Below are 21,155 nucleotides of genomic sequence, written 5' to 3' on the forward strand. Positions count from 1 at the left end.
GAGTGCCAGCCGCTGTCGACGGAAGCCATGGCCTATCAGCATTTTTATGGACTGGATTTCCCCCAGCGAACCTTGCGCAGTGGCCTGGGGCGTTTCGAGGTCGATGGCTATGAAGTGGTCAGCCAGCTCTGGTGGCCCGAGCGGGCGAAGGCGACGCTGTTTTTGTTTCACGGTTTCTACGATCACACCGGGCTCTATCGGCATGTGATCGAGTGGGCGCTGGAACAGGGTTTTGCGGTGATCGCCTGTGACCTGCCGGGGCATGGCTTGTCCAGTGGCGAACGGGCGAGCATCAAGGACTTCGCCGAGTATCAGAGCGCGCTGCAAGGGCTGTTGGCCGAGGCGCAATCGCTGGGCTTGCCGCAGCCCTGGCACCTGTGCGGGCAAAGCACCGGCGGGGCGATCGTGATCGATCATGTGCTCAATCAGGGCGCGAGCAGTCCGGCCCAGGGGCATGTGATTCTGCTGTCGCCACTGGTGCGGCCGCGAGCCTGGGGCTGGTCGCAGCTCAGTTATTACCTGCTCAAACCGTTCGTAAAAGGCATCGCCCGGCGTTTCAGCGAGAACTCCAACGACCCCGACTTCCTGGCGTTCCTGCAAGCCGATCCGCTGCAGCCGCTGCGTCTGCCGACGGCTTGGGTCGGTGCGCTGGGGCGCTGGATCAAACGTATCGAAGCGGCACCGAGCAGCCCACGGCGGCCGCTGATTGTGCAGGGGCAGGCGGACATGACGGTGGATTGGAAGCACAACCTTGACGTATTGCGGGGCAAATTCGATCGGCCTCAGGTGCTGATGCTGCCTGAGGCGCGGCATCATCTGGCGAATGAGACGCCGGGGTTGCGGCAGGAGTATTTCGGGTTTTTGAGCAAGCGGATGAAGGGCCGGAATCTTTAGCGGCCATTGCGACCCCATCGCGAGCAGGCTCGCTCCCACATTAGACCGTGTCTGCCTGGGCAACCCGGTCAACTGTGGGAGCGAGCCTGCTCGCGATAGCGATCTACCAGTCGCGGCAGATTATTGGGTAAGACTTGAGGTGCTCTGCCCCACCGCCAACCCCGCCCGAATCGCCGCCAAGGCCGCTTGATAGTAAGCCTTGCCTTCACTGGACTCGGCAAACGTGGCGAACTCTTCCAGCTCGTCATCCGACAGGTCGCGATAGACATACAGCAGCGTATTGTTCAGGTCAGCGCCGATCTGCTCCATCAGGCGCTGGCGCTGACCGTTCAGCATACCTTGAGCCTGGCCACCGCCGAGCAGGCCGGGGATCATCGAGCTCAGGCTGTCGGCCGCCACGCCCGCAATCGCCAGACTGACTTCAGCGCCGGCCTCGCGAGCGGGCAGGGCCTGGGCGAGGTGGCCGATGATCAGCTGACGGGTATCGCTGGCCTGCATTTTCGGCAAGCCCTTGGCGTTTTTCGCCAATTGATCGCGACGGGTCGCCAGCAGTTCGGCGGCGACGATTTTCTTGCCCAGGGGCGATTGGAAGAAGTTCAACGCAGGTTTCGGATCGGCAAGCTTTTTGCGCAGCTGCGCTTCGGCACGCTGGTCCATGGCCTTGGGGGCGAAACGCTGATTACTGTTGTTGACCAGAGCCTGAAATACCGCCGGCGGCAGGCTATTCTGGTAACGCTGTTGAGCGGCGGAGAGAGCATCGTTGAAATGCGCGCGTTGTTCTGGCCAACCGGCGACCTTGTACAACTGGTCGTGGCCGTCCGCCCAGGCGGGCAAAACACAGAACATCAGCAGTGAAAAAAGCAAACGGCGCATAGGGACTCCTGTCAGCAGGCGACTATTCTCCGTGCGGCATTCGTACTTGTCGAGAATTCGTATCAGGTTGCGTACCTTATCCGACCAATACTCCGCTGCGCGGCTCTGTCGGATTTGCGGGCACAGGAATACTATGCGCGCCATGCAAATATCCTCTGATCATCCGCTGCTGTTACGTATCGTCGACGACTTGGCTGAGCGCGGCTGGTCGCAGCAGAATATTTTCCTGCCTCTGGATCTGACCCAGGCGCTGGCGGCCGAGTGCCGCAAACGTGCCGCCGAGGGTGAGCTCGCCCCGGCCGCCGTCGGGCGCGGGCCGTTTTCGGAGATCCGCGAGGGCATTCGTGGCGACCATATCCAGTGGCTCGAACCCGGTCAGGTCGAGGCCTGCGACAGTTATCTGGGGGTGATGAACAGCCTGCGTGAGGCGATGAATCGCAGTTTGTTTCTGGGCCTGGAGGATTTCGAAAGCCATTTCGCCCTGTACCCCCCGGGTGCTTTTTACCTCAAGCATGTCGACCGTTTCCGCGATGACGACCGGCGCATGGTCTCGGCGGTGATCTACCTCAATGACAGCTGGCTGCCCGAGCATGGCGGTCAGTTGCGTATGTATCTGGACGAAGGCGTCGAACACGATGTGGTCCCCACCGGCGGATGCCTGGTGGTTTTCCTGTCGGGCGAAGTCCCCCACGAAGTCCTGCCCGCGACCCGAGATCGCCTGTCGTTGACGGGCTGGTTCCGCCGTCGTGGCAACGAGCCGTTCTGATCATGCAAAAGATTCTGGTAAGCCGCTGTTTGCTCGGTCACCGCGTCCGTTACGACGGCGGCGCCAGTGGACCGTTCAATCTGCTGGAGCAGTGGATTGCCGAAGGCCGGGTGGTGCCGTTGTGCCCGGAAGTCGCCGGTGGTTTGCCAACGCCAAGAGCCGCGGCGGAGATTCCGGGCGGGCAGGGCGCTGAAGTGCTTGATGGCCTTGCATCGGTCATCACCACTGAGGGCGAGGACGTCAGTGCCGAGTTTCTTTCGGGGGCTTATCAGGCGCTGGAGCTGGTGCAACAGCACGGTATCCGCATTGCCGTGCTCAAGGCCAACAGCCCGTCTTGCGGGAATCTGTTGACCTATGACGGGACGTTCAGTGGCGTGAAAGTCAGTGGCGAGGGTGTTACCGCGGCCTTGCTCAAGCGCAATGGCGTGCAGGTATTCAGCGAGCTGGAGTTGGTTGAAGCGGCGCAGGCTCTGGCAACCCTCGACTAACGACAAACCCAAATCCACTGTGGGAGCGAGCCTGCTCGCGATAGCGGTCTTACATTCAACATCAATATTGACTGTTATGACCCCATCGCGAGCAGGCTCGCTCCCACAGGTTTCTCCGCGATTTCAGGGTTTCGGCGCCACATTCGCATCCGCCCCGAACCATTTCTGTTCCAGCGTCTCCAGCCGGCCATCAGCCTTGATCCGCTGCAAGGCGTTCTCCAGGCTGGCGTGAAACGCCGGGTTACCCTTCTGAAACGGAATCGCCAGGCTCACAGCCGGGGCGGCTTTCGGCTTTTCCTCCGTCAGCGACTGCACCAACAGGATTGATCGCGGTTGCTCTTCTTTCTGCGCGATCAATTGCGCATTGGCGTGAATGTAAGGTTCGCTGAAGTCAAAACGATCCTTCAGGTCCGGAGTCGGTGCTACGTGATTGATGGCCACGTCGTATTTGCCGCTTTCGACGCCGGTCAACAGATCGTCGGAATCGGTGACGACGAAGTCGGCCCGCACATCCAGCTCATCGGCCAGCAGTTGACCCAACTCGACTTCGAAGCCGGTCAGTTTGTCGTCATCCTTGAAATTGAAGGGCGGTGTATTAGCCTCAAGGGCAATGCGCAATTCGCCGCGGTCGTTTACATCGTCAATCAGTTCGGCATGAGCCAAAGGGCTCAAAAGGGGTAGCAGGCAGATCAGGCCAGGCAAAAAACGCATGGTCACTCCTTTGAATTCATTTATCGCGACGCGCTGTTCAGGCTCGCTTTGCTATGGTTGTCGTGTGCCTTCGACAACGAATGGCCGTGAAGTTGTCACGGTCGAGCGAATTTTACGGAAAAACTGGAGAAGAGAATGAAAAGCTTTATGTCACGTGCAGCGTTGGCTGGCCTGTTGCTGGGTGCATCGATGCTGGCAACGGCTGCCACACCTGCTCCCAAAGGCGCACAAGCGTCCATCGTTTCTCCTGCGGACGGAGCCACGGTTCCGCAAACTGTCGTCGTCAAGTTCGCTGTCGAGAACATTGCGCTGGCGCCGGCGGGCGATGTCACCAAGAACACCGGCCATCACCATTTGCTGATCGATGTCGATAAGCTGCCAGCCGCTGGCGCCCCGATTCCGAATGATGCCAACCATTTGCACTTTGGCAAGGCGCAGACCCAGGCTGAAGTCAAATTGACACCGGGCAAGCACACCTTGCAGCTTGAGCTGGGCGACAGCGGTCACATGCCGTTCGATCCGCCAATCGTTTCGAAGAAAATCACCGTGACTGTGAAATGACTTTTCCACAGCCATGAAAAAGCAGCCGTAAAAAAAGGAGCTCCGAGGAGCTCCTTTTTTTGTCGCTCAAGTCGCGATCAGAACAACACGCGGCAACGAATGGTGCCGTTGATGTGCTGCAGCTTCTCTTGCGCCATTTCCGAGTATTCGGCATCGACGTCGATCACGACGTAGCCGACTTTCTCGTTGGTCTGCAGGAACTGACCGGAAATGTTGATGCCGTTTTCGGCGAAGACCTTGTTGATCTCGCTCATCACACCCGGAATGTTCTCGTGGATGTGCAGCAGACGGTGCTTGCCAGGGTGAGCTGGCAGGGCCACTTCCGGGAAGTTCACGGACGATACCGACGTACCGTTGTCGCTGTACTTGACCAGTTTTTCCGCCACTTCCAGACCGATGTTGGCTTGCGCCTCAGCGGTGGAACCACCGATGTGCGGGGTCAGGATCACGTTGTCCAGGCCACGCAGCGGGCTTTCGAACTCTTCTTCGTTGGAGCGCGGCTCCACCGGGAATACGTCGATGGCCGCGCCGATCAGGTGCTTGTCCTTGATCGCGTCCGCCAGGGCGTCCAGTTCGACCACGGTGCCGCGAGCAGCGTTGATCAGAATGCCGCCCTTCTTGATGGCGCGGATTTCCTTCTCGCCGATCATCCACTGGGTGGCTGCGGTTTCCGGAACGTGCAGGGTGACGATGTCGGACATGCCCAGCAGCTCGTGCAGGTTGCCGACCTGGGTGGCGTTACCCAGTGGCAGCTTGGTCACGGTGTCGTAGAAGTACACCTGCATCCCCAAGCCTTCAGCCAGAACCGACAGCTGAGTACCGATCGAGCCGTAACCGACGATACCCAGCTTCTTGCCGCGGATTTCGAAGGAGTTGGCTGCGCTCTTGATCCAGCCGCCACGGTGGCAGGAAGCGTTCTTCTCAGGAATGCCGCGCAGCAACAGGATCGCTTCGGCCAATACCAGCTCGGCTACGGAGCGAGTGTTGGAGTACGGCGCGTTGAATACCGCGATGCCGCGTTCGCGAGCCGCATTGAGGTCGACCTGGTTGGTGCCGATGCAGAAACAGCCGACAGCCACCAGTTTCTTCGCGTGATCGAAGATATCTTCGGTCAGTTGAGTGCGGGAGCGAATGCCGATGAAGTGAGCATCAGCGATCTTTTCCTTCAGCTGGGCTTCCGGCAGAGAACCTGTGAGGTACTCGATGCTGGTGTAGCCCGCCGCCTTGAGGACGTCGACAGCCGATTGGTGGACGCCTTCGAGAAGAAGGAACTTGATCTTGCTCTTATCGAGAGAAGTCTTGCTCATCTGCGTAAACCTGTATCCCGGAGAAAATTGGCAGGAAATGGTCAACAGATGCTGACCCGGACGGCAAGAAAGCCGTCGCCGCAGGACAGCCGTTGGGCACTATGCTGCGGGGTCGATATGCTAGCATATGCACCCCGCTAAACACTCATTCCTGCGACGTGAAGCGTTCTCAGGATGACCATGAATTGTTCGAGAGTTCTATCGATGACCAATCCTGCGCTGATTGATGAGCTGAAGACCCTGGTTGAGCCTGGCAAGGTGCTGACCGATGCCGACTCCCTGAATGCTTACGGTAAGGATTGGACCAAGCATTTCGCCCCGGCCCCGACCGCCATCGTGTTTCCCAAGACCACCGAGCAGGTCCAGGCCATTGTTCGTTGGGCCAATGAACACAAGGTGGCGCTGGTGCCGTCCGGCGGGCGTACCGGGCTTTCGGCTGCGGCCGTGGCAGCCAATGGCGAAGTGGTCGTGTCCTTCGACTACATGAACCAGATCCTCGACGTGAACCTGACTGACCGCACAGCCGTTTGTCAGCCAGGCGTGGTTACCGAGCAATTGCAGAACAAGGCTGAAGAGCACGGTCTGTACTACCCGGTGGACTTCGCGTCGGCAGGTTCCAGCCAGATTGGCGGCAATATCGGCACCAATGCCGGCGGGATCAAGGTCATTCGCTACGGCATGACCCGTAATTGGGTGGCCGGCATGAAAGTCGTCACCGGCAAGGGCGATTTGCTGGAACTGAACAAAGACCTGATCAAGAACGCCACCGGCTACGACCTGCGTCAGCTGTTCATCGGCGCCGAAGGCACGCTGGGTTTTGTGGTCGAGGCCACCATGCGTCTGGACCGTGCGCCGAAAAACCTCACCGCAATGGTCCTCGGCACCGCCGATTTCGATTCGATCATGCCGGTGCTGCACGCATTCCAGAGCAAACTTGACCTGACTGCCTTCGAATTCTTCTCCGATAAAGCTCTAGCCAAGGTTATGGCTCGTGGCGATGTGCCGGCACCGTTCGAATCCGATTGCCCGTTCTACGCGCTGCTGGAATTCGAAGCGACCACTGAAGAAGTGGCCAACCACGCCCTGGAAACCTTCGAGCACTGCGTGGAGCAGGGCTGGGTGCTGGACGGCGTGATGAGCCAGAGCGAAACCCAGTTGCAGAACCTGTGGAAATTGCGCGAGTACATCTCCGAAACCATTTCCCATTGGACACCCTACAAAAACGACATTTCGGTCACTGTGTCGAAAGTCCCGGGGTTCCTGAAAGAAATCGATGCGATCGTCGGCGAACACTACCCGGATTTCGAAATCGTCTGGTTCGGCCACATCGGCGACGGCAACCTGCACTTGAACATCCTCAAGCCGGACAACCTGAGCAAGGACGAGTTCTTCGCCAAGTGCGCGACCGTCAACAAGTGGGTGTTCGAAACCGTCGAGAAGTACAACGGTTCGATTTCCGCCGAACACGGCGTTGGCATGACCAAGCGTGACTACTTGACCTACAGTCGCTCGCCGGTTGAGATCGAGTACATGAAAGCCGTCAAAGCAGTGTTCGACCCGAACGGCATCATGAACCCGGGCAAGATTTTCGCTGTTTGACTTTTAAATTTAAGAGCTACGAAACAGGAGTCGGTCAATGAGCTATCAGCATCAGTATGTCGACGGTACGCGTATTCATTTCCCGCTGGGGAAAGTAGTGTGCATCGGCCGTAACTACGCCGAACACGCCAAGGAACTGGACAATCCGGTGCCTACCGAACCACTGCTGTTCATCAAGCCGGGCAGTTGCGTGGTGCCGCTGGAAGGTGGTTTCAGCATTCCGACTGAGCGTGGCTCGGTGCATTACGAGGCGGAAATCGCCGTGTTGATCGGCAAGCCACTGTCGACCAAGCCGAGCCGTGAAGAAGTGCTGGATGCCATCTCCGGCATCGCCCCCGCCCTGGACCTGACCCTGCGCGACAAACAGGCCGAGTTGAAAGCCAAGGGCCTGCCGTGGGAAATCGCCAAATCCTTCGACGGAGCGGCGGTCATTGCGCCGTTCGTGGCGGGCAGTACCTTTGCCGACCTGACCGACATCGGTATCCGCCTGACCATCAATGGCGAAGTCCGCCAGGATGGCAACAGCAAGGACATGCTGAATCCGATCGTACCGATGATCCAGTACATGGCCGGCTGCTTCTCGCTGCAGGCCGGTGACGTGATTCTGACTGGCACGCCGGTGGGCGTTGGCCCGCTGAATGTCGGTGACGAACTGGTGCTCGAATTGCCGGGCGCCAGCCGCTTCACCAGCAGCGTGCGCTAGCACAAACACCGCAAAACCTGTGGGAGCGAGCCTGCTCGCGATGAGTCCATAACATCTAACATCTATGTTGGCTGTTACACCGCCATCGCGAGCAGGCTCGCTCCCACATTGATTTTCGTGATCGCCCACGCAGGGCAATCCCGCCATTTCCCGTTTTTTTCACATTTTGTCCGGATAATTCCTGGGCTTCTGGCGTCTGAGCCAGTCCCAATTGTGCTATTACCCATAGCCTGAATTTCTGGAACGTATCCCTGCATGACCACCCAACCGCTGCCCAAGCTGAAAACTGCCCGCCGCTCGCGCTTTGTCATGCGTTGGTATTCCTGGCTTTTGCTGGTGGCTGCTGCTGCGTATGGCCTCATGTTTGCGATGCACTGGGACGATCGCGGCGTGCTCTGGGTGATGGAGCGTTTCGAAAGCCCGGCCGAGCGAAAAGAGAGTATCTGGCTGCCGGATTACCGGGCGGTGATCGACGCCAAGTTGCTGCCGGGCATGGAGAAGGACGAAGCGTCAGACGTGTCTTATGACCCGCAGACCAAAACCCTGTTTGCGGTGATGGGCAAGAACCCGTTCCTGGTCGAGCTGACGTTGCAGGGCGATGTGTTGCGCAAAATGCCGCTGGTGGGTTGGAGCAACCCGGAAGGGGTGACGGTCATGGGCAATGGTTTGCTGGCGATCACCGATGAACGCGCGCACCTGCTTTCCATCGTCAAGGTCGACGCCGATACCCGGGAACTGAATATCGCCAGTTTCCCGAAATACGACCTGGGCCCGTCGAAAAACCAGAATAAGGCCTTTGAGGCGATCGTTTGGGATGCGCGCACCCAGCAACTGCTGCTGGGTGAAGAGCGTCCACCGGCGCTGTTCAGCTGGAAAAGCGACGGCAGCCAAATCCTCAAGGGCGACAAGCAAAAGCTGTCCAGCGACGAATTGGATATCCGCAACCTGTCGGCCCTGGCCATCGATCCGCGCACCGGCCATACCTTGGTGTTGTCTGCCGATTCGCACTTGCTGCTGGAATTGGACGAGAAAGGCGAGCAGGTCAGCTTCATGACTCTGCTGGGTGGTTTCAATGGTCTGAAGAAAACCATTCCCCGTGCCGAAGGCGTGACCATGGACGAGGCGGGCACGCTTTACATTGTGAGTGAGCCGAACCTGTTCTATCGCTTCGAAAAACAACCGTAGGGGTCGGCAATTGTCGTCAAAGGCCATTGGCCATTAAGCTTGAATTCATGCTGCCGTGGTATTTCATCCGCCCGTCTTGTTTCCGAGCTCGCCTGAATGCGCCGACTTGCCCGTCCCAAACCCCTGATGCTGATCTTGTCGGTAATTGCGCTGATCGTGCTGATTGCCGTCGGTCAGTACCTGCGTCTGTTCGAGCGTACCTGGTTCAATGTGCAGGCGTTATGGCAGCCGATGAATGCCCAGTCCATTGGCCTGGATCAGTATCAGGTAGCGATCGAGGCGCAAGTCATTGATGGTCTGGACGACGATGTTTCGGCGCTGACCTTCGATCCCGTGCGTAAAAGCCTGTTCACCGTCACCAACAAAAACGCCGAACTGATCGAGTTGTCCCTGGAAGGCAAAATCCTGCGGCGTGTGGCGCTGGTCGGGTTTGGCGATCCGGAGGCGGTGGAGTTCATCAGCGCTGACACTTACGTGGTCACCGACGAGCGCCAGCAACGGCTGATCAAGATTCATCTGGAGAAGGACACGACGTTCCTCGATGCCGCGGACGCCGAACAGATGACCCTCGGCGTGCACATGAGTGGTAACAAGGGGTTTGAAGGGTTGGCCTATGACTCGGTGGGCAAGCGCTTGTTTGTCGCCAAGGAGCGCGATCCGATGCTGATTTACGAAGTGCAGGGCTTTCCGCATTACAATCCGGAGAAGTCCTACGCGGTGCACGTGGTGAACAACCCCAAACGTGATGCCGGGATGTTCGTGCGAGACCTGTCGAGCCTGCAATACGACGAGCGCAGCGGCCATTTGCTGGCGCTGTCCGATGAGTCGCGACTGATTCTGGAGCTGGATGTCGACGGGCGACCGCTGACCACCCTGTCACTGAGCAAGGGGCGTCAGGGGTTGCAGAAAACTGTACCGCAAGCGGAAGGCATCGCCATGGACGACGACGGCACACTGTACCTCGTCAGCGAGCCGAACCTTTTCTACGTCTTCAAAAAACCACCGCAACCCTGATGGGCACCCAACAACCAATGTGGGAGCGAGCCTGCTCGCGATAGCGGTCTGTCATTCAGCATTGATGTTGAATGATATGACCTCATCGCGAGCAGGCTCGCTCCTACAGGTTTTGCTTTGTGTATTCCTTACTCGGCGCGCAGGGTTTTCACGCCTTCACTCGTGCCCAGCAGCAGCAAATCAGCCGGGCGGGCTGCGAACAAACCGTTGGTGACCACGCCGACGATGGCATTGATCTGTGTTTCCAGCTCCACCGGGTTGGTGATCTGCATGTTGAACACGTCGAGGATGATGTTGCCGTTGTCGGTCAGTACGCCTTCACGGTAAACCGGGTCGCCGCCGAGCTTTACCAGTTGACGGGCCACGTGGCTGCGGGCCATCGGGATCACTTCCACCGGCAGCGGGAACGCACCGAGCACCGGCACCAGTTTGCTGGCGTCGGCGATGCAGATGAAGGTCTTGGCCACGGCTGCCACGATCTTCTCGCGGGTCAGGGCCGCGCCGCCGCCCTTGATCAGGTTCAGGTGCTCGTCGCTTTCGTCGGCGCCATCGACGTAGAACTCCAGGTCGCTGACGGTATTGAGCTCATACACCGGAATGCCGTGGCCTTTGAGGCGGGCGGCGGTGGCTTCGGAACTGGCGACCGCGCCATCGAACGCGCCTTTGTGCTTGGCCAAGGCATCGATGAAGCAGTTGGCGGTGGAGCCGGTGCCGACCCCGACGATGCTCTTGTCGTCGAGTTTTGGAAGGATGAAGTCGACGGCGGCCTGGGCTACGGCCTGTTTGAGTTGATCCTGGGTCATGCGGGCTCCGAGGTGCCGAAAGGGGAACGAAAGGCCGGCATTATAGGCCTCGCGATGGGGAAGGTCATTGCCCGATTGGCAGGCCGTGATCGTTACCTGTAGGAGCGAGGCTTGCCCGCGAAGAGGTCGTCACATCCAGCATAAATATTGGCAGTAAGATCGCTTTCGCGGGCAAGCCTCGCTCCTACAAGTGTGGTCGCCCGCCCAAAAGCCGGGTTAGACTCCTTGGCCCTGCCCAACCCGCTCAGTGATGCTTTCCGATGCTCGAACAGTACGTCAAAAAGATCCTCACCTCGCGCGTTTATGACGTTGCCGTGGAAACCCCATTGCAGACTGCCCGCCAGCTCTCCGAGCGGCTGGGCAACGATATCTGGCTCAAGCGTGAAGACTTGCAGCCGGTGTTCTCGTTCAAGATTCGCGGCGCCTACAACAAGTTGACGCAATTGAGCGATGAAGAGCGTGCTCGCGGCGTGGTCACCGCGTCGGCGGGCAACCATGCGCAAGGCCTGGCCCTGGCGGCCAAGGTACTGGGCGTGAAAGCGACCATCGTGATGCCCAAGACCACCCCGGAAATCAAAGTCGAAGGCGTGCGCTCGCGTGGCGGTAAAGTGGTGCTGCACGGGGATTCGTTCCCGGAAGCCCTGGCCTACTCACTGAAACTGGTCGACGAAAAAGGCTACGTCTACATCCACCCTTACGACGATCCCCACACCATTGCCGGGCAGGGCACGGTGGCCATGGAGATTTTGCGCCAGCACCCTGGCCGTCTGGACGCGATATTCGTCCCGGTGGGCGGTGGCGGATTGATCGCCGGGATCGCGGCGTACGTGAAGTACCTGCGTCCTGAAATCAAAATCATCGGCGTCGAGCCGGACGACTCCAACTGCCTGCAAGCCGCTATGGCGGCCGGCGAGCGCGTGGTGCTGCCGACCGTGGGCCTCTTTGCCGACGGCGTGGCGGTGGCGCAGATCGGCCAGCACACTTTCGACATCTGCAAAGACTACGTAGACGAAGTCATCACTGTCAGCACTGATGAGATCTGTGCGGCAATCAAGGATATCTACGACGATACCCGCTCGATCACGGAACCTGCTGGTGCCTTGGGCGTGGCCGGGATCAAGAAGTACGTCGAGCAACGCGGCGTCACGGGGCATACCTTCGTCGCCATCGACTCGGGTGCCAACGTCAACTTTGACCGCTTGCGCCACGTGGCCGAGCGCGCCGAACTGGGCGAGGGTCGCGAAGCCATCATCGCTGTGACCATCCCCGAGAAACCGGGCAGTTTCAAGGCGTTCTGCGAAGCCATTGGCAAGCGCCAGATCACCGAATTCAACTACCGCTACAACACCGGCAGCGAAGCGCACATCTTTGTCGGCGTGCAGACGCATCCGGAAAACGACCCGCGCAGTGCGCTGCTCGCCAGTCTCACCGAGCAGGGTTTCCCGGTGCTCGACCTGACCGACAACGAACTGGCCAAGTTACACATCCGCCACATGGTCGGCGGGCGTGCTGTCCACGTGGTCGATGAAGTGGTGCTGCGCTTCGAGTTTCCGGAGCGTCCGGGTGCGTTGTTCAACTTCCTCAACAAGCTCGGCGGGCGCTGGAACATCTCGATGTTCCATTACCGCAACCACGGCGCGGCCGATGGCCGTGTGGTCGCGGGCCTGCAAGTGCCGCACGACGAGCGTCATCTGGTACCGGCCGCGCTGGAAGAAATCGGTTACCCGTATTGGGACGAAAGCGACAACCCGGCCTATCAGCTGTTTCTCGGCTGAGCGGCTACGCTGATCGGCAGGCCATAAGGAAATCGAACAATGGAAACGTTAACCGCCCTGAAAGTGGCGCACATGGTTGCAACGGTGGTGTTGCTGGTGTGCGCGCCGGGTTTGGCGATATGGGTCTGGCGCACACGCCGTAACGGCGACGCGACGGCTCATACTCGTACCTTGCAACGACCGCAGGTGTTCATCTGGCTATTGATGGGCCTGGCACTGCTGAGCATGCCGTTCACCGGTTGGTGGATGGTGCATCTGGTGGGCTGGCCGTTGGGGCAGACCTGGTTGCTGGCGTCCAGTGTGCTCTACACCGTGGCGGCGCTGGGCTGGTTCTGGCTGGTGGTGCGGCTGAATCGGCTGCGCAAGGCGCCCGCGGGGGGGAATGCGAAGTTTACGTTTGCGTTGGCGTTGTTCAGCTTTGTCTGCTTTATCGCCATTGCGGGGTTGATGGGGGCCAAGCCGGTTTAGGGCTTCAGACCGAGTCGGCCCCTTCGCGGGCAAGCCTCGCTCCTACAGTACAGTGCTCAGTCGCTTTTGTAGGAGCGAGGCTTGCCCGCGAAGGCGATCTTAATCGCGCAACGAAATTACCGGCCAGCCACGCTTCTCGGCCTCGGCCCGCAAATTAGGATCCGGATCGACAGCGATCGGATTCGCCACCTGTTCCAGCAACGACAAGTCATTCATCGAATCACTGTAGAAATAGCTGTCTTCCAGATTATGGCCGGTTTCTTCCAGCCAACGATTCAACCGGGTCACCTTGCCTTCACGGAAGCACGGGACATCAGTGCTGCGCCCGGTGTAACGGCCGTCGATCATTTCGCATTCGGTGGCGATCAGGGTTTCAACGCCCAGACGTGCTGCAATCGGCCCGGTCACAAAGCGGTTGGTGGCGGTGATGATCACCAGTTTGTCGCCGGCCTCGCGGTGCTTGGCCAGCAGTTCGATGCCTTTGGGCAGCACGATCGGTTCGATGCAGTCGCGCATGTAGTCCTGGTGCCATTGATCCAGCGTGGCCATTTCGGTGCGGCCGAGAACTTCGAGGCAGAAGTTCAGGTACGCGTCGTTATCCAGCTTGCCGGCCAGGTAATCCTGATAGAACTCGTCGTTGCGTGCCTTGTAGGCGACGGCGTCGAGGAAGCCGCGTTCGCACAGATAGTCGCCCCAGGCGTGGTCACTGTCACCGCCCAGAAGCGTGTTGTCCAAGTCGAATAAAGCCAGCCGCATTGCAGTTACTCGCTGAAAAGTCTGTAGAAAGGCGTCCAGAATACGGACTTTTCACAAGAGTGCACATAAGGTAGGTCGGCTCGTTGCTGCTTTCACAACCTTTGTGGAACAATGCGGCGACATGCGTTTGCGAGGTTGTTGCCGTGATCGACCCCGATGGTTTCCGCCCCAATGTCGGGATCATTCTGACGAATGATGCCGGCCAGGTGCTATGGGCTCGCCGTATCAATCAAGATGCCTGGCAGTTTCCACAGGGCGGGATCAACCCCCAGGAGACGCCGGAAGACGCCTTGTACCGCGAGTTGAACGAAGAAGTGGGCCTGGAGCGCGAAGATGTTGAAATACTCGCCTGCACCCGGGGCTGGTTGCGCTATCGTTTGCCGCAACGTCTGGTCAGGACGCACAGCCAACCGCTGTGCATCGGCCAGAAGCAGAAATGGTTTCTCCTGCGCCTGATCTCCAACGAGCAGCGGGTGCGGATGGATTTGACCGGTAAACCGGAATTCGATGGCTGGCGCTGGGTCAGTTATTGGTATCCGTTGGGCCAGGTGGTGACATTCAAGCGCGAGGTTTATCGCCGCGCTCTCAAAGAGCTTGCCCCGCGCCTTTTAGCGCGCGACTGACGACGGAGTTCGACCCCGAGCCATGCTCAATACGCTGCGCAAGATCGTCCAGGAAGTTAACTCCGCCAAGGATCTCAAGGCGGCGTTGGGGATTATTGTGTTGCGCGTCAAAGAGGCCATGGGCAGCCAGGTCTGCTCGGTCTACCTGCTTGACCCAGAGACCAACCGCTTCGTGTTGATGGCCACCGAGGGCTTGAACAAGCGCTCGATCGGCAAAGTCAGCATGGCACCCAACGAAGGTCTGGTCGGCCTGGTCGGCACGCGTGAAGAACCCCTGAACCTCGAAAACGCCGCGGATCACCCGCGCTACCGTTACTTCGCCGAGACCGGTGAAGAGCGCTACGCCTCGTTCCTCGGGGCGCCGATCATTCACCACCGTCGCGTTGTCGGCGTGTTGGTCATTCAGCAAAAAGAACGCCGCCAGTTCGATGAAGGTGAAGAAGCCTTCCTCGTGACCATGAGCGCGCAACTTGCCGGCGTTATCGCCCACGCCGAGGCCACCGGTTCGATCCGTGGCCTGGGCCGTCAGGGCAAAGGTATCCAGGAAGCAAAGTTCGTCGGTGTACCGGGTTCGCCGGGCGCGGCGGTCGGAACCGCGGTCGTCATGCTGCCGCCGGCCGATCTGGACGTGGTGCCGGACAAGACCATCACCGACATCAACGCGGAACTTGGCCTGTTCAAGACCGCCATCGAAGGCGTACGCGCCGACATGCGTGCCTTGTCCGCCAAGCTGGCCACCCAGCTGCGGCCTGAAGAACGGGCGTTGTTCGACGTTTACCTGATGATGCTCGACGATGCCTCGCTCGGCAGCGAAATCACCACGGTGATCAAGACCGGTCAGTGGGCTCAGGGCGCGTTGCGTCAAGTGGTCACCGAACACGTCAACCGATTCGAATTGATGGACGACGCCTACCTGCGTGAGCGCGCCTCGGACGTCAAAGACCTCGGTCGGCGCTTGCTGGCTTACCTGCAGGAAGAGCGGCAGCAGACGCTGGTCTACCCCGACAACACCATTCTGGTCAGCGAAGAACTGACGCCGGCGATGCTCGGCGAGGTGCCGGAAGGCAAGCTGGTGGGTCTGGTGTCGGTACTCGGTTCCGGCAACTCACACGTGGCGATCCTGGCGCGCGCCATGGGTATTCCGACGGTGATGGGCCTGGTCGACTTGCCGTATTCCAAGGTCGACGGCATCCAGATGATCGTCGACGGCTACCACGGTGAGGTCTATACCAACCCGAGTGACGTGCTGCGCAAGCAGTTCGCCGAGGTGGTCGAGGAAGAGAAACAACTGGCCCTCGGTCTGGATGCATTGCGGGACCTGCCGTGCATAACGGTCGACGGTCACCGCATGCCGCTGTGGGTCAACACCGGCCTGCTGGCGGACGTGGCACGGGCGCAGAAGCGCGGTGCCGAAGGCGTGGGTCTGTACCGCACCGAAGTGCCGTTCATGATCAACCAGCGCTTCCCGAGCGAAAAGGAGCAGCTGGCGATTTATCGCGAGCAACTCGCTGCGTTCCATCCGCAACCGGTGACCATGCGCAGCCTGGACATCGGCGGCGACAAGGCGCTGTCGTACTTCCCGATCAAGGAAGACAACCCGTTCCTCGGCTGGCGCGGCATTCGCGTGACCCTCGACCACCCGGAAATCTTCCTGGTGCAGACTCGAGCCATGCTCAAGGCCAGCGAAGGCCTGAACAACCTGCGCATTCTGCTGCCGATGATTTCCGGCACCCATGAGCTGGAAGAAGCCCTGCACCTGATTCACCGGGCCTGGGGCGAAGTCCGCGACGAAGGCACCGACGTGCCGATGCCGCCGATTGGCGTAATGATCGAGATTCCGGCGGCGGTGTACCAGACCAAGGAACTGGCGCGACAAGTGGATTTCCTGTCGGTCGGCTCCAACGACCTGACCCAGTACCTGCTGGCCGTGGACCGCAACAACCCGCGGGTGGCCGATCTCTACGACTACCTGCACCCGGCAGTATTGCAAGCCTTGCAGAACGTGGTGCGCGACGCCCATGCCGAAGGCAAGCCCGTGAGTATCTGCGGCGAAATGGCCGGTGACCCGGCGGCGGCGGTGTTGTTGATGGCGATGGGCTTCGACAGTCTGTCGATGAACGCCACCAACTTGCCGAAAGTGAAGTGGATGCTGCGTCAGATCAACCTGAGCAAGGCCAAGGAATTGCTGGCTGAGCTGATGACCATCGACAACCCGCAAGTTATCCACAGCTCGCTGCAACTGGCGCTGAAGAACCTTGGGTTGGCGCGGATGATCAATCCGGCTTCGGTCAAAACCCTCTAAAAGGCTGACGGACTCTTCGCGGGCAAGCCTCGCTCCTACAGATTATGTGTCGTGTCCATTTCCGGCGACCAACACAAATCCTGTAGGAGCGAGGCTTGCCCGCGAAGGCGTCCGCAAACACACCACATCTTCAAATCCTGACTTCCACTTCCCCCAAATGCCCCCCATACGGCCCGAAACTCCGTTCGACCATATGCCGCCCCCCATCCGCCTGAACGATCAACGCCGTGCTCGCCCGTGTCCCGTAAGTCGGGCTCTTGATAAACACGCTCGACAACAACGTCTCGGTGGCCTGTCCCACGCCAGTGTTCGGCAGTTCGGCAAGCGGCGCGGTCTGCGGGTCGCTCAGCAAGGCTAACAGCGCCTGCGGCTGCGGATCGCCCAATACCTCGCTCAATGCTGCCTTGGCCTTGAGCACTTTTGGCCACGGCGTATCCAGTCCCGCGTTCGATAACCCATAAATGCCCGGTTGGAGCATGACCGCCTCCGTCTCCCGGGCATTGAAGTACCATAGCTCGTTGGCATTGCCAATCAACAGATTAAACCCGGCATATTCAGGCGAACGTCCGACAACGTCCTTTAAATAGTCGTCAATCGACATGTCCCCGCTGAGAAACTGCGCCACCAGTTCGCCTCGCGACTTGCGCGCCGGCGGCTGAAGGGGATCACGGATGTTGGTCAGCGCGGCGAAGCGCCCGTTGGCGCCGACACCGAGCCATGTGCCGCCAGCCTCAAGGTCGCGACCGGCGTACACGTGCGGGGCTTGCGGCCATTGCGCCAGGGGCAGGCTGGGCCGGGCATAGAATTCGTCGCGGTTGGCCGCCACGATCAGCGGTTGGGCATGACCCGGTCGCCAGGCAAAAACAATCAGGCACATAAGGTGGTCCTTGTGTGTTTTTTGCTCACTCTACGTAGACATCGCTCATCGATCCATCGCCATCCACAGTGGAGCCCGAGGCCATGCTTCCGTTACCATGCCGCTCCTGATTCGGGATGCTTGGGGATGCGGCCATGGAATTTCTGCTCTATCTGGCGCTGGGCGCCTGTGCGGGCGTGCTGGCCGGGCTGTTCGGGGTAGGCGGCGGGATCATCATTGTCCCGGTGCTGGTGTTCAGTTTCACCTTGCAGGGATTTGATGCGTCGATCCTGACGCATCTGGCAGTCGGCACCTCGCTGGCGACGATCATCTTTACGTCGGTCAATGCGGTTCGCGAGCACCATCGCCGCGGCGCCGTGCGTTGGCCGATTTTTGCCTGGATGACGCTAGGTATTCTGATCGGTGCCGGTTTCGGCGCGCTGACTGCCGAAGCGATTTCCGGACCGAATTTACAGAAGATCATTGGTGTATTTGCGCTGATCATCGCCGTTCAACTCGCCTTGGACTTCAAACCCAAGGCCAGCCGGACGGTGCCGGGCAAAGTCGGTCTGACCGTGGCCGGCAGTGTGATTGGCTGGGCCTCGGCGATTTTCGGGATTGGCGGCGGCTCGTTGACCGTGCCGTTCCTGACCTGGCGCAGCGTACCAATGCAGCAGGCGGTGGCCACTTCGTCGGCCTGTGGCCTGCCAATCGCCTTGGCCAGTGCATTAAGTTTCATGATTTTGGGGTGGCACGATCCACTGCTGCCGGCCCATAGTCTCGGTTTTGTTTATTTGCCGGCGCTGCTGGGGATTGCCCTGACCAGCATGGTATTCGCCCGCCTCGGTGCGCGACTGGCCCACAGGCTATCGCCGCGCTTGCTGAAAAGACTGTTTGCCGCTTTGCTGTTTTGCGTCGGCTTGAGCTTCTTGCTCTGACGCGTAGCGCAATCCTGGCTTAATCCTGGCGTGACAGCGTCGCCCGGGAATTTGAAGGTTTCAACTCTAACGAGGAGTCGCAATGCTGCCTTACCCGCAGATCGACCCGGTGGCCCTGGCCATCGGTCCGCTGAAAATCCACTGGTACGGCCTGATGTACCTGATCGGCATCGGCGGCGCGTGGTGGCTGGCATCACGCCGGCTGAACCGCTTCGACCCGACCTGGACCAAGGAGAAACTCTCCGACATGGTGTTCTGGATGTCGATGGGTGTCATCGTCGGTGGCCGCCTGGGTTATGTGCTGTTTTACGATCTGAACGCCTACCTGGCCAACCCGACCCTGATCTTCGAAGTGTGGAAGGGCGGCATGTCGTTCCACGGCGGGTTCATCGGCGTGATGTTGGCCGCGTTGTGGTTCGGTAAAAAGAACGACAAGTCGTTCTTCCAGCTGATGGACTTCGTCGCGCCGATGGTCCCGATCGGCCTGGGTGCCGGGCGCATCGGTAACTTCATCAACGCCGAGTTGTGGGGCAAGGCGACCGACGTGCCGTGGGCGATGGTCTTCCCGACTGATCCGGCGCAACTGGCGCGTCATCCGTCGCAGCTGTACCAGTTCGCGCTGGAAGGCGTGGCGCTGTTCGCGATCCTGTGGCTGTTCTCGCGCAAGCCGCGGCCGACCATGGCGGTGTCCGGGATGTTCGCGCTGTTCTATGGCATCTTCCGCTTCATCGTCGAATTCGTTCGCGTGCCGGACGCGCAACTGGGTTATCTGGCCTGGAACTGGCTGACCATGGGCCAGGTGCTGTGCGTACCGATGATTGTCGGCGGACTGTTCCTGATCTGGCTGGCTTATCGACGCGCTCCGGCGGCCCCCGCAGCTGCGGTATAAGAAGCAGGCGCTATAAATTCGAACCCCGGGGCGACAGTTCCGGGTTCAAGGACACAGGTAATTCATGAAGCAATATCTCGAACTGGTTGCCCACGTCATCAAGAACGGCACCAAACAGGCCAACCGCACCGGCGTGAACACCATCAGCTTTCCGGGCGCGATGCTGCGCTTCGATCTGCAGGAAGGTTTCCCGGCGATCACCACCCGCAAGATGGCCTTCAAATCCGCCATCGGCGAGATGTGCGGTTTTCTGCGCGGGGTGAACAACGCCGCCGAATTCCGGGCGCTGGGCTGCAAGGTCTGGGACCAGAACGCCAATGAAAACGCGCAGTGGCTGGCCAACCCGTTCCGTCAGGGCGAAGACGACCTCGGCGAAATCTACGGCGTGCAATGGCGCAAATGGCCGGCGTACAAGCAGATCCCGGTCAGCAATCAGGCCGCCATCGAGCAGACCCTGAGCCAGGGTTATCGTCAGATCGCCGAAGGCGAAGAAGACGGCCAGGCTTATGTGGTGCTGTACAAGGCGATCGACCAGATCCGCCAGTGCGTCGACACCATCATCAAGGACCCGGGCAGCCGTCGCATTCTGTTCCACGGCTGGAATGTCGCCCAGCTCGACGAAATGGCCTTGCCGCCGTGCCACTTGCTGTACCAGTTCCACCCGAATGTCGAGACCAGGGAAATCTCCCTGACCCTCTACATCCGCTCCAACGACCTAGGGTTGGGCACGCCGTTCAACCTCACCGAAGGCGCCGCGCTGCTGAGCCTGATCGGTCGCCTGACCGGTTACACACCGCGCTGGTTCACCTATTTCATCGGCGACGCCCACGTCTACGAAAACCATTTGGACATGCTCAACGAACAGCTCAAGCGCGAGCCGTTCGCCATGCCGAAGCTGAAGATATCCGACCGCGTGCCGGAATTCGCCAAGACCGGTGTTTATCAGCCGGAATGGCTGGAGTTGATCGAACCGAGCGATTTCTCACTGGAAGGCTATGAGCACCACGCGCCGATGACCGCGCCGATGGCGGTCTGACAATTTGCACGCAATACCCCTGTGGGAGCTAGCCTGCTAGCGATAGCGCCGGCACATCCAATAATGATGTGACTGAAAAACCGCTATCGCTAGCAGGCTAGCTCCCACATTGGGTTTTGTGGTGGGCTGAATGGCCGTGGCTGCGGCCCACGTGGGAATGCTCAACCTCCGTCGCCACAACCCCGCCGCTCACTTCCAGCCGCTGCAAAATCCCGCACTGATCGATATCCGGCCCTTCGCTGCAGCGTTGGCGCAGGTCGAGCAGTTGTGTCTGCAAGGCCAGCAAGCCGTCGATCCGAGCCTTCACATGGTGGATGTGTTCGTCGATCAACGCGTTGACGTTTTCGCATTGATCCTGCGGGCTGTCGCGCAGGGCCAGCAGGCTGCGGATTTCCTCGAGGGTCATGTCCAGGGTTCGGCAATTGCGGATGAAGGTCAGGCGCTCGGCGTGGGCCTGGGTGTAGACGCGGTAATTGCCGTCGCTGCGGGCCGGCTCCGGCAGCAGGTTTTCGCGCTCGTAGTAGCGGATGGTTTCCACTGCGCAGTCGGTGAGTTTCGCCAGTTCTCCGATTTTCATCGCGACAATCTCCAAAAGGATGCTTGACCCT

At 59.7% G+C, this 21,155-nt stretch carries 22 protein-coding genes; 15 read left to right on the forward strand and 7 right to left on the reverse strand.

Annotation, left to right across the window (positions count from 1 at the left end; translation table 11 throughout):
- The coding region (locus tag PMI30_RS22810) for an alpha/beta hydrolase (RefSeq protein WP_008007313.1) at positions 1 to 894 on the forward strand (894 nt) is incomplete at its 5' end.
- Positions 895 to 1,014: 120 nt separating this feature from the next.
- On the opposite strand, the gene PMI30_RS22805 is transcribed toward PMI30_RS22810, so the two are convergent.
- On the reverse strand, positions 1,015 to 1,767 hold the full coding sequence (locus PMI30_RS22805; RefSeq protein WP_008007315.1) for a DUF2059 domain-containing protein: 753 nt from the start codon (positions 1,765 to 1,767) through the stop codon (positions 1,015 to 1,017).
- 133 nt (positions 1,768 to 1,900) lie between these two features.
- Here PMI30_RS22805 and PMI30_RS22800 point away from each other — a divergent pair, with 133 nt between their 5' ends.
- Together PMI30_RS22800 and PMI30_RS22795 are read left to right on the forward strand one after the other, a co-directional pair.
- A complete protein-coding gene (locus PMI30_RS22800; RefSeq protein ID WP_008007317.1) occupies positions 1,901 to 2,533 on the forward strand; it encodes a 2OG-Fe(II) oxygenase in 633 nt (210 codons plus the stop codon).
- 2 nt (positions 2,534 to 2,535) lie between these two features.
- On the forward strand, positions 2,536 to 3,021 hold the full coding sequence (locus tag PMI30_RS22795; protein WP_008007318.1) for a DUF523 domain-containing protein: 486 nt from the start codon (positions 2,536 to 2,538) through the stop codon (positions 3,019 to 3,021).
- Between the two features lie 123 nt (positions 3,022 to 3,144).
- Here the strand turns inward: PMI30_RS22795 and PMI30_RS22790 are convergent, their stop codons facing one another.
- Positions 3,145 to 3,732: a transporter substrate-binding domain-containing protein gene (locus PMI30_RS22790; protein WP_008007321.1), complete on the reverse strand. Its 588-nt coding sequence runs from the start codon at positions 3,730 to 3,732 to the stop codon at positions 3,145 to 3,147.
- Positions 3,733 to 3,867: 135 nt separating this feature from the next.
- Here PMI30_RS22790 and PMI30_RS22785 point away from each other — a divergent pair, with 135 nt between their 5' ends.
- Positions 3,868 to 4,293, forward strand: a complete 426-nt coding sequence (locus PMI30_RS22785) for a DUF4399 domain-containing protein (protein WP_008007323.1) — start codon at positions 3,868 to 3,870, stop codon at positions 4,291 to 4,293.
- A gap of 77 nt (positions 4,294 to 4,370) precedes the next feature.
- Here PMI30_RS22785 and serA read toward each other — a convergent pair whose 3' ends face one another.
- Positions 4,371 to 5,600: a phosphoglycerate dehydrogenase gene (serA, locus tag PMI30_RS22780; RefSeq protein ID WP_008007325.1), complete on the reverse strand. Its 1,230-nt coding sequence runs from the start codon at positions 5,598 to 5,600 to the stop codon at positions 4,371 to 4,373.
- A gap of 204 nt (positions 5,601 to 5,804) precedes the next feature.
- Here serA and PMI30_RS22775 point away from each other — a divergent pair, with 204 nt between their 5' ends.
- The 4 genes from PMI30_RS22775 (at position 5,805) to PMI30_RS22760 (ending at position 10,101) form a co-directional block, all read left to right on the forward strand.
- Positions 5,805 to 7,199, forward strand: coding sequence for an FAD-binding oxidoreductase (locus PMI30_RS22775; protein ID WP_032835036.1), 1,395 nt, complete (start codon positions 5,805 to 5,807; stop codon positions 7,197 to 7,199).
- A 37-nt stretch (positions 7,200 to 7,236) separates the two neighbouring features.
- The gene (locus PMI30_RS22770; protein ID WP_008007329.1) at positions 7,237 to 7,902 is read left to right on the forward strand and encodes a fumarylacetoacetate hydrolase family protein; all 666 of its coding nucleotides are present in this window, start codon (positions 7,237 to 7,239) and stop codon (positions 7,900 to 7,902) included.
- Between the two features lie 255 nt (positions 7,903 to 8,157).
- Positions 8,158 to 9,087 (forward strand): SdiA-regulated domain-containing protein, encoded by a 930-nt coding sequence (locus PMI30_RS22765; protein ID WP_008007331.1) that lies wholly within the window; start codon positions 8,158 to 8,160, stop codon positions 9,085 to 9,087.
- Positions 9,088 to 9,183: 96 nt separating this feature from the next.
- A complete protein-coding gene (locus PMI30_RS22760; protein WP_008007333.1) occupies positions 9,184 to 10,101 on the forward strand; it encodes an SdiA-regulated domain-containing protein in 918 nt (305 codons plus the stop codon).
- A gap of 128 nt (positions 10,102 to 10,229) precedes the next feature.
- Here the strand turns inward: PMI30_RS22760 and rpiA are convergent, their stop codons facing one another.
- Complete coding sequence (gene rpiA, locus PMI30_RS22755) at positions 10,230 to 10,904, reverse strand: ribose-5-phosphate isomerase RpiA (protein ID WP_008007335.1); 675 nt, start codon at positions 10,902 to 10,904, stop codon at positions 10,230 to 10,232.
- A gap of 260 nt (positions 10,905 to 11,164) precedes the next feature.
- On the opposite strand from rpiA, the gene ilvA reads away from it, so the two are divergent.
- Both ilvA and PMI30_RS22745 read left to right on the forward strand, forming a co-directional pair.
- Complete coding sequence (gene ilvA / locus PMI30_RS22750; RefSeq protein WP_008007337.1) at positions 11,165 to 12,679, forward strand: threonine ammonia-lyase, biosynthetic; 1,515 nt, start codon at positions 11,165 to 11,167, stop codon at positions 12,677 to 12,679.
- Positions 12,680 to 12,718: 39 nt separating this feature from the next.
- Entirely contained in the window at positions 12,719 to 13,147 is a 429-nt protein-coding gene (locus PMI30_RS22745) for a DUF2269 domain-containing protein (RefSeq protein ID WP_008007339.1), read from the forward strand.
- Positions 13,148 to 13,246: 99 nt separating this feature from the next.
- Here the strand turns inward: PMI30_RS22745 and PMI30_RS22740 are convergent, their stop codons facing one another.
- Positions 13,247 to 13,903, reverse strand: coding sequence for an HAD family hydrolase (locus tag PMI30_RS22740; protein WP_008007341.1), 657 nt, complete (start codon positions 13,901 to 13,903; stop codon positions 13,247 to 13,249).
- 143 nt (positions 13,904 to 14,046) lie between these two features.
- On the opposite strand from PMI30_RS22740, the gene PMI30_RS22735 reads away from it, so the two are divergent.
- Together PMI30_RS22735 and ptsP are read left to right on the forward strand one after the other, a co-directional pair.
- Positions 14,047 to 14,526 carry an RNA pyrophosphohydrolase gene (locus PMI30_RS22735; protein WP_007897732.1) on the forward strand — a complete coding sequence of 160 codons (480 nt, stop codon included), beginning with the start codon at positions 14,047 to 14,049 and terminating at the stop codon, positions 14,524 to 14,526.
- Positions 14,527 to 14,548: 22 nt separating this feature from the next.
- Positions 14,549 to 16,828 (forward strand): phosphoenolpyruvate--protein phosphotransferase, encoded by a 2,280-nt coding sequence (gene ptsP / locus PMI30_RS22730; RefSeq protein ID WP_007897733.1) that lies wholly within the window; start codon positions 14,549 to 14,551, stop codon positions 16,826 to 16,828.
- Between the two features lie 130 nt (positions 16,829 to 16,958).
- On the opposite strand, the gene PMI30_RS22725 is transcribed toward ptsP, so the two are convergent.
- On the reverse strand, positions 16,959 to 17,705 hold the full coding sequence (locus tag PMI30_RS22725) for an NRDE family protein (RefSeq protein WP_008007343.1): 747 nt from the start codon (positions 17,703 to 17,705) through the stop codon (positions 16,959 to 16,961).
- A 134-nt stretch (positions 17,706 to 17,839) separates the two neighbouring features.
- Here PMI30_RS22725 and PMI30_RS22720 point away from each other — a divergent pair, with 134 nt between their 5' ends.
- From PMI30_RS22720 to PMI30_RS22710, 3 genes are all read left to right on the forward strand, one after another.
- Positions 17,840 to 18,622 carry a sulfite exporter TauE/SafE family protein gene (locus PMI30_RS22720; RefSeq protein WP_007897738.1) on the forward strand — a complete coding sequence of 261 codons (783 nt, stop codon included), beginning with the start codon at positions 17,840 to 17,842 and terminating at the stop codon, positions 18,620 to 18,622.
- Between the two features lie 82 nt (positions 18,623 to 18,704).
- Positions 18,705 to 19,511: a prolipoprotein diacylglyceryl transferase gene (gene lgt, locus PMI30_RS22715; protein WP_008007345.1), complete on the forward strand. Its 807-nt coding sequence runs from the start codon at positions 18,705 to 18,707 to the stop codon at positions 19,509 to 19,511.
- A 64-nt stretch (positions 19,512 to 19,575) separates the two neighbouring features.
- Positions 19,576 to 20,547, forward strand: a complete 972-nt coding sequence (locus PMI30_RS22710; RefSeq protein WP_008007347.1) for a thymidylate synthase — start codon at positions 19,576 to 19,578, stop codon at positions 20,545 to 20,547.
- Between the two features lie 97 nt (positions 20,548 to 20,644).
- On the opposite strand, the gene cadR is transcribed toward PMI30_RS22710, so the two are convergent.
- Positions 20,645 to 21,124, reverse strand: a complete 480-nt coding sequence (gene cadR, locus PMI30_RS22705; RefSeq protein ID WP_008007349.1) for a Cd(II)/Pb(II)-responsive transcriptional regulator — start codon at positions 21,122 to 21,124, stop codon at positions 20,645 to 20,647.
- Positions 21,125 to 21,155 lie beyond the last annotated feature (31 nt).

The organism is Pseudomonas sp. GM50 (assembly GCF_000282375.1).
In the GTDB taxonomy this organism is placed as follows: domain Bacteria; phylum Pseudomonadota; class Gammaproteobacteria; order Pseudomonadales; family Pseudomonadaceae; genus Aquipseudomonas.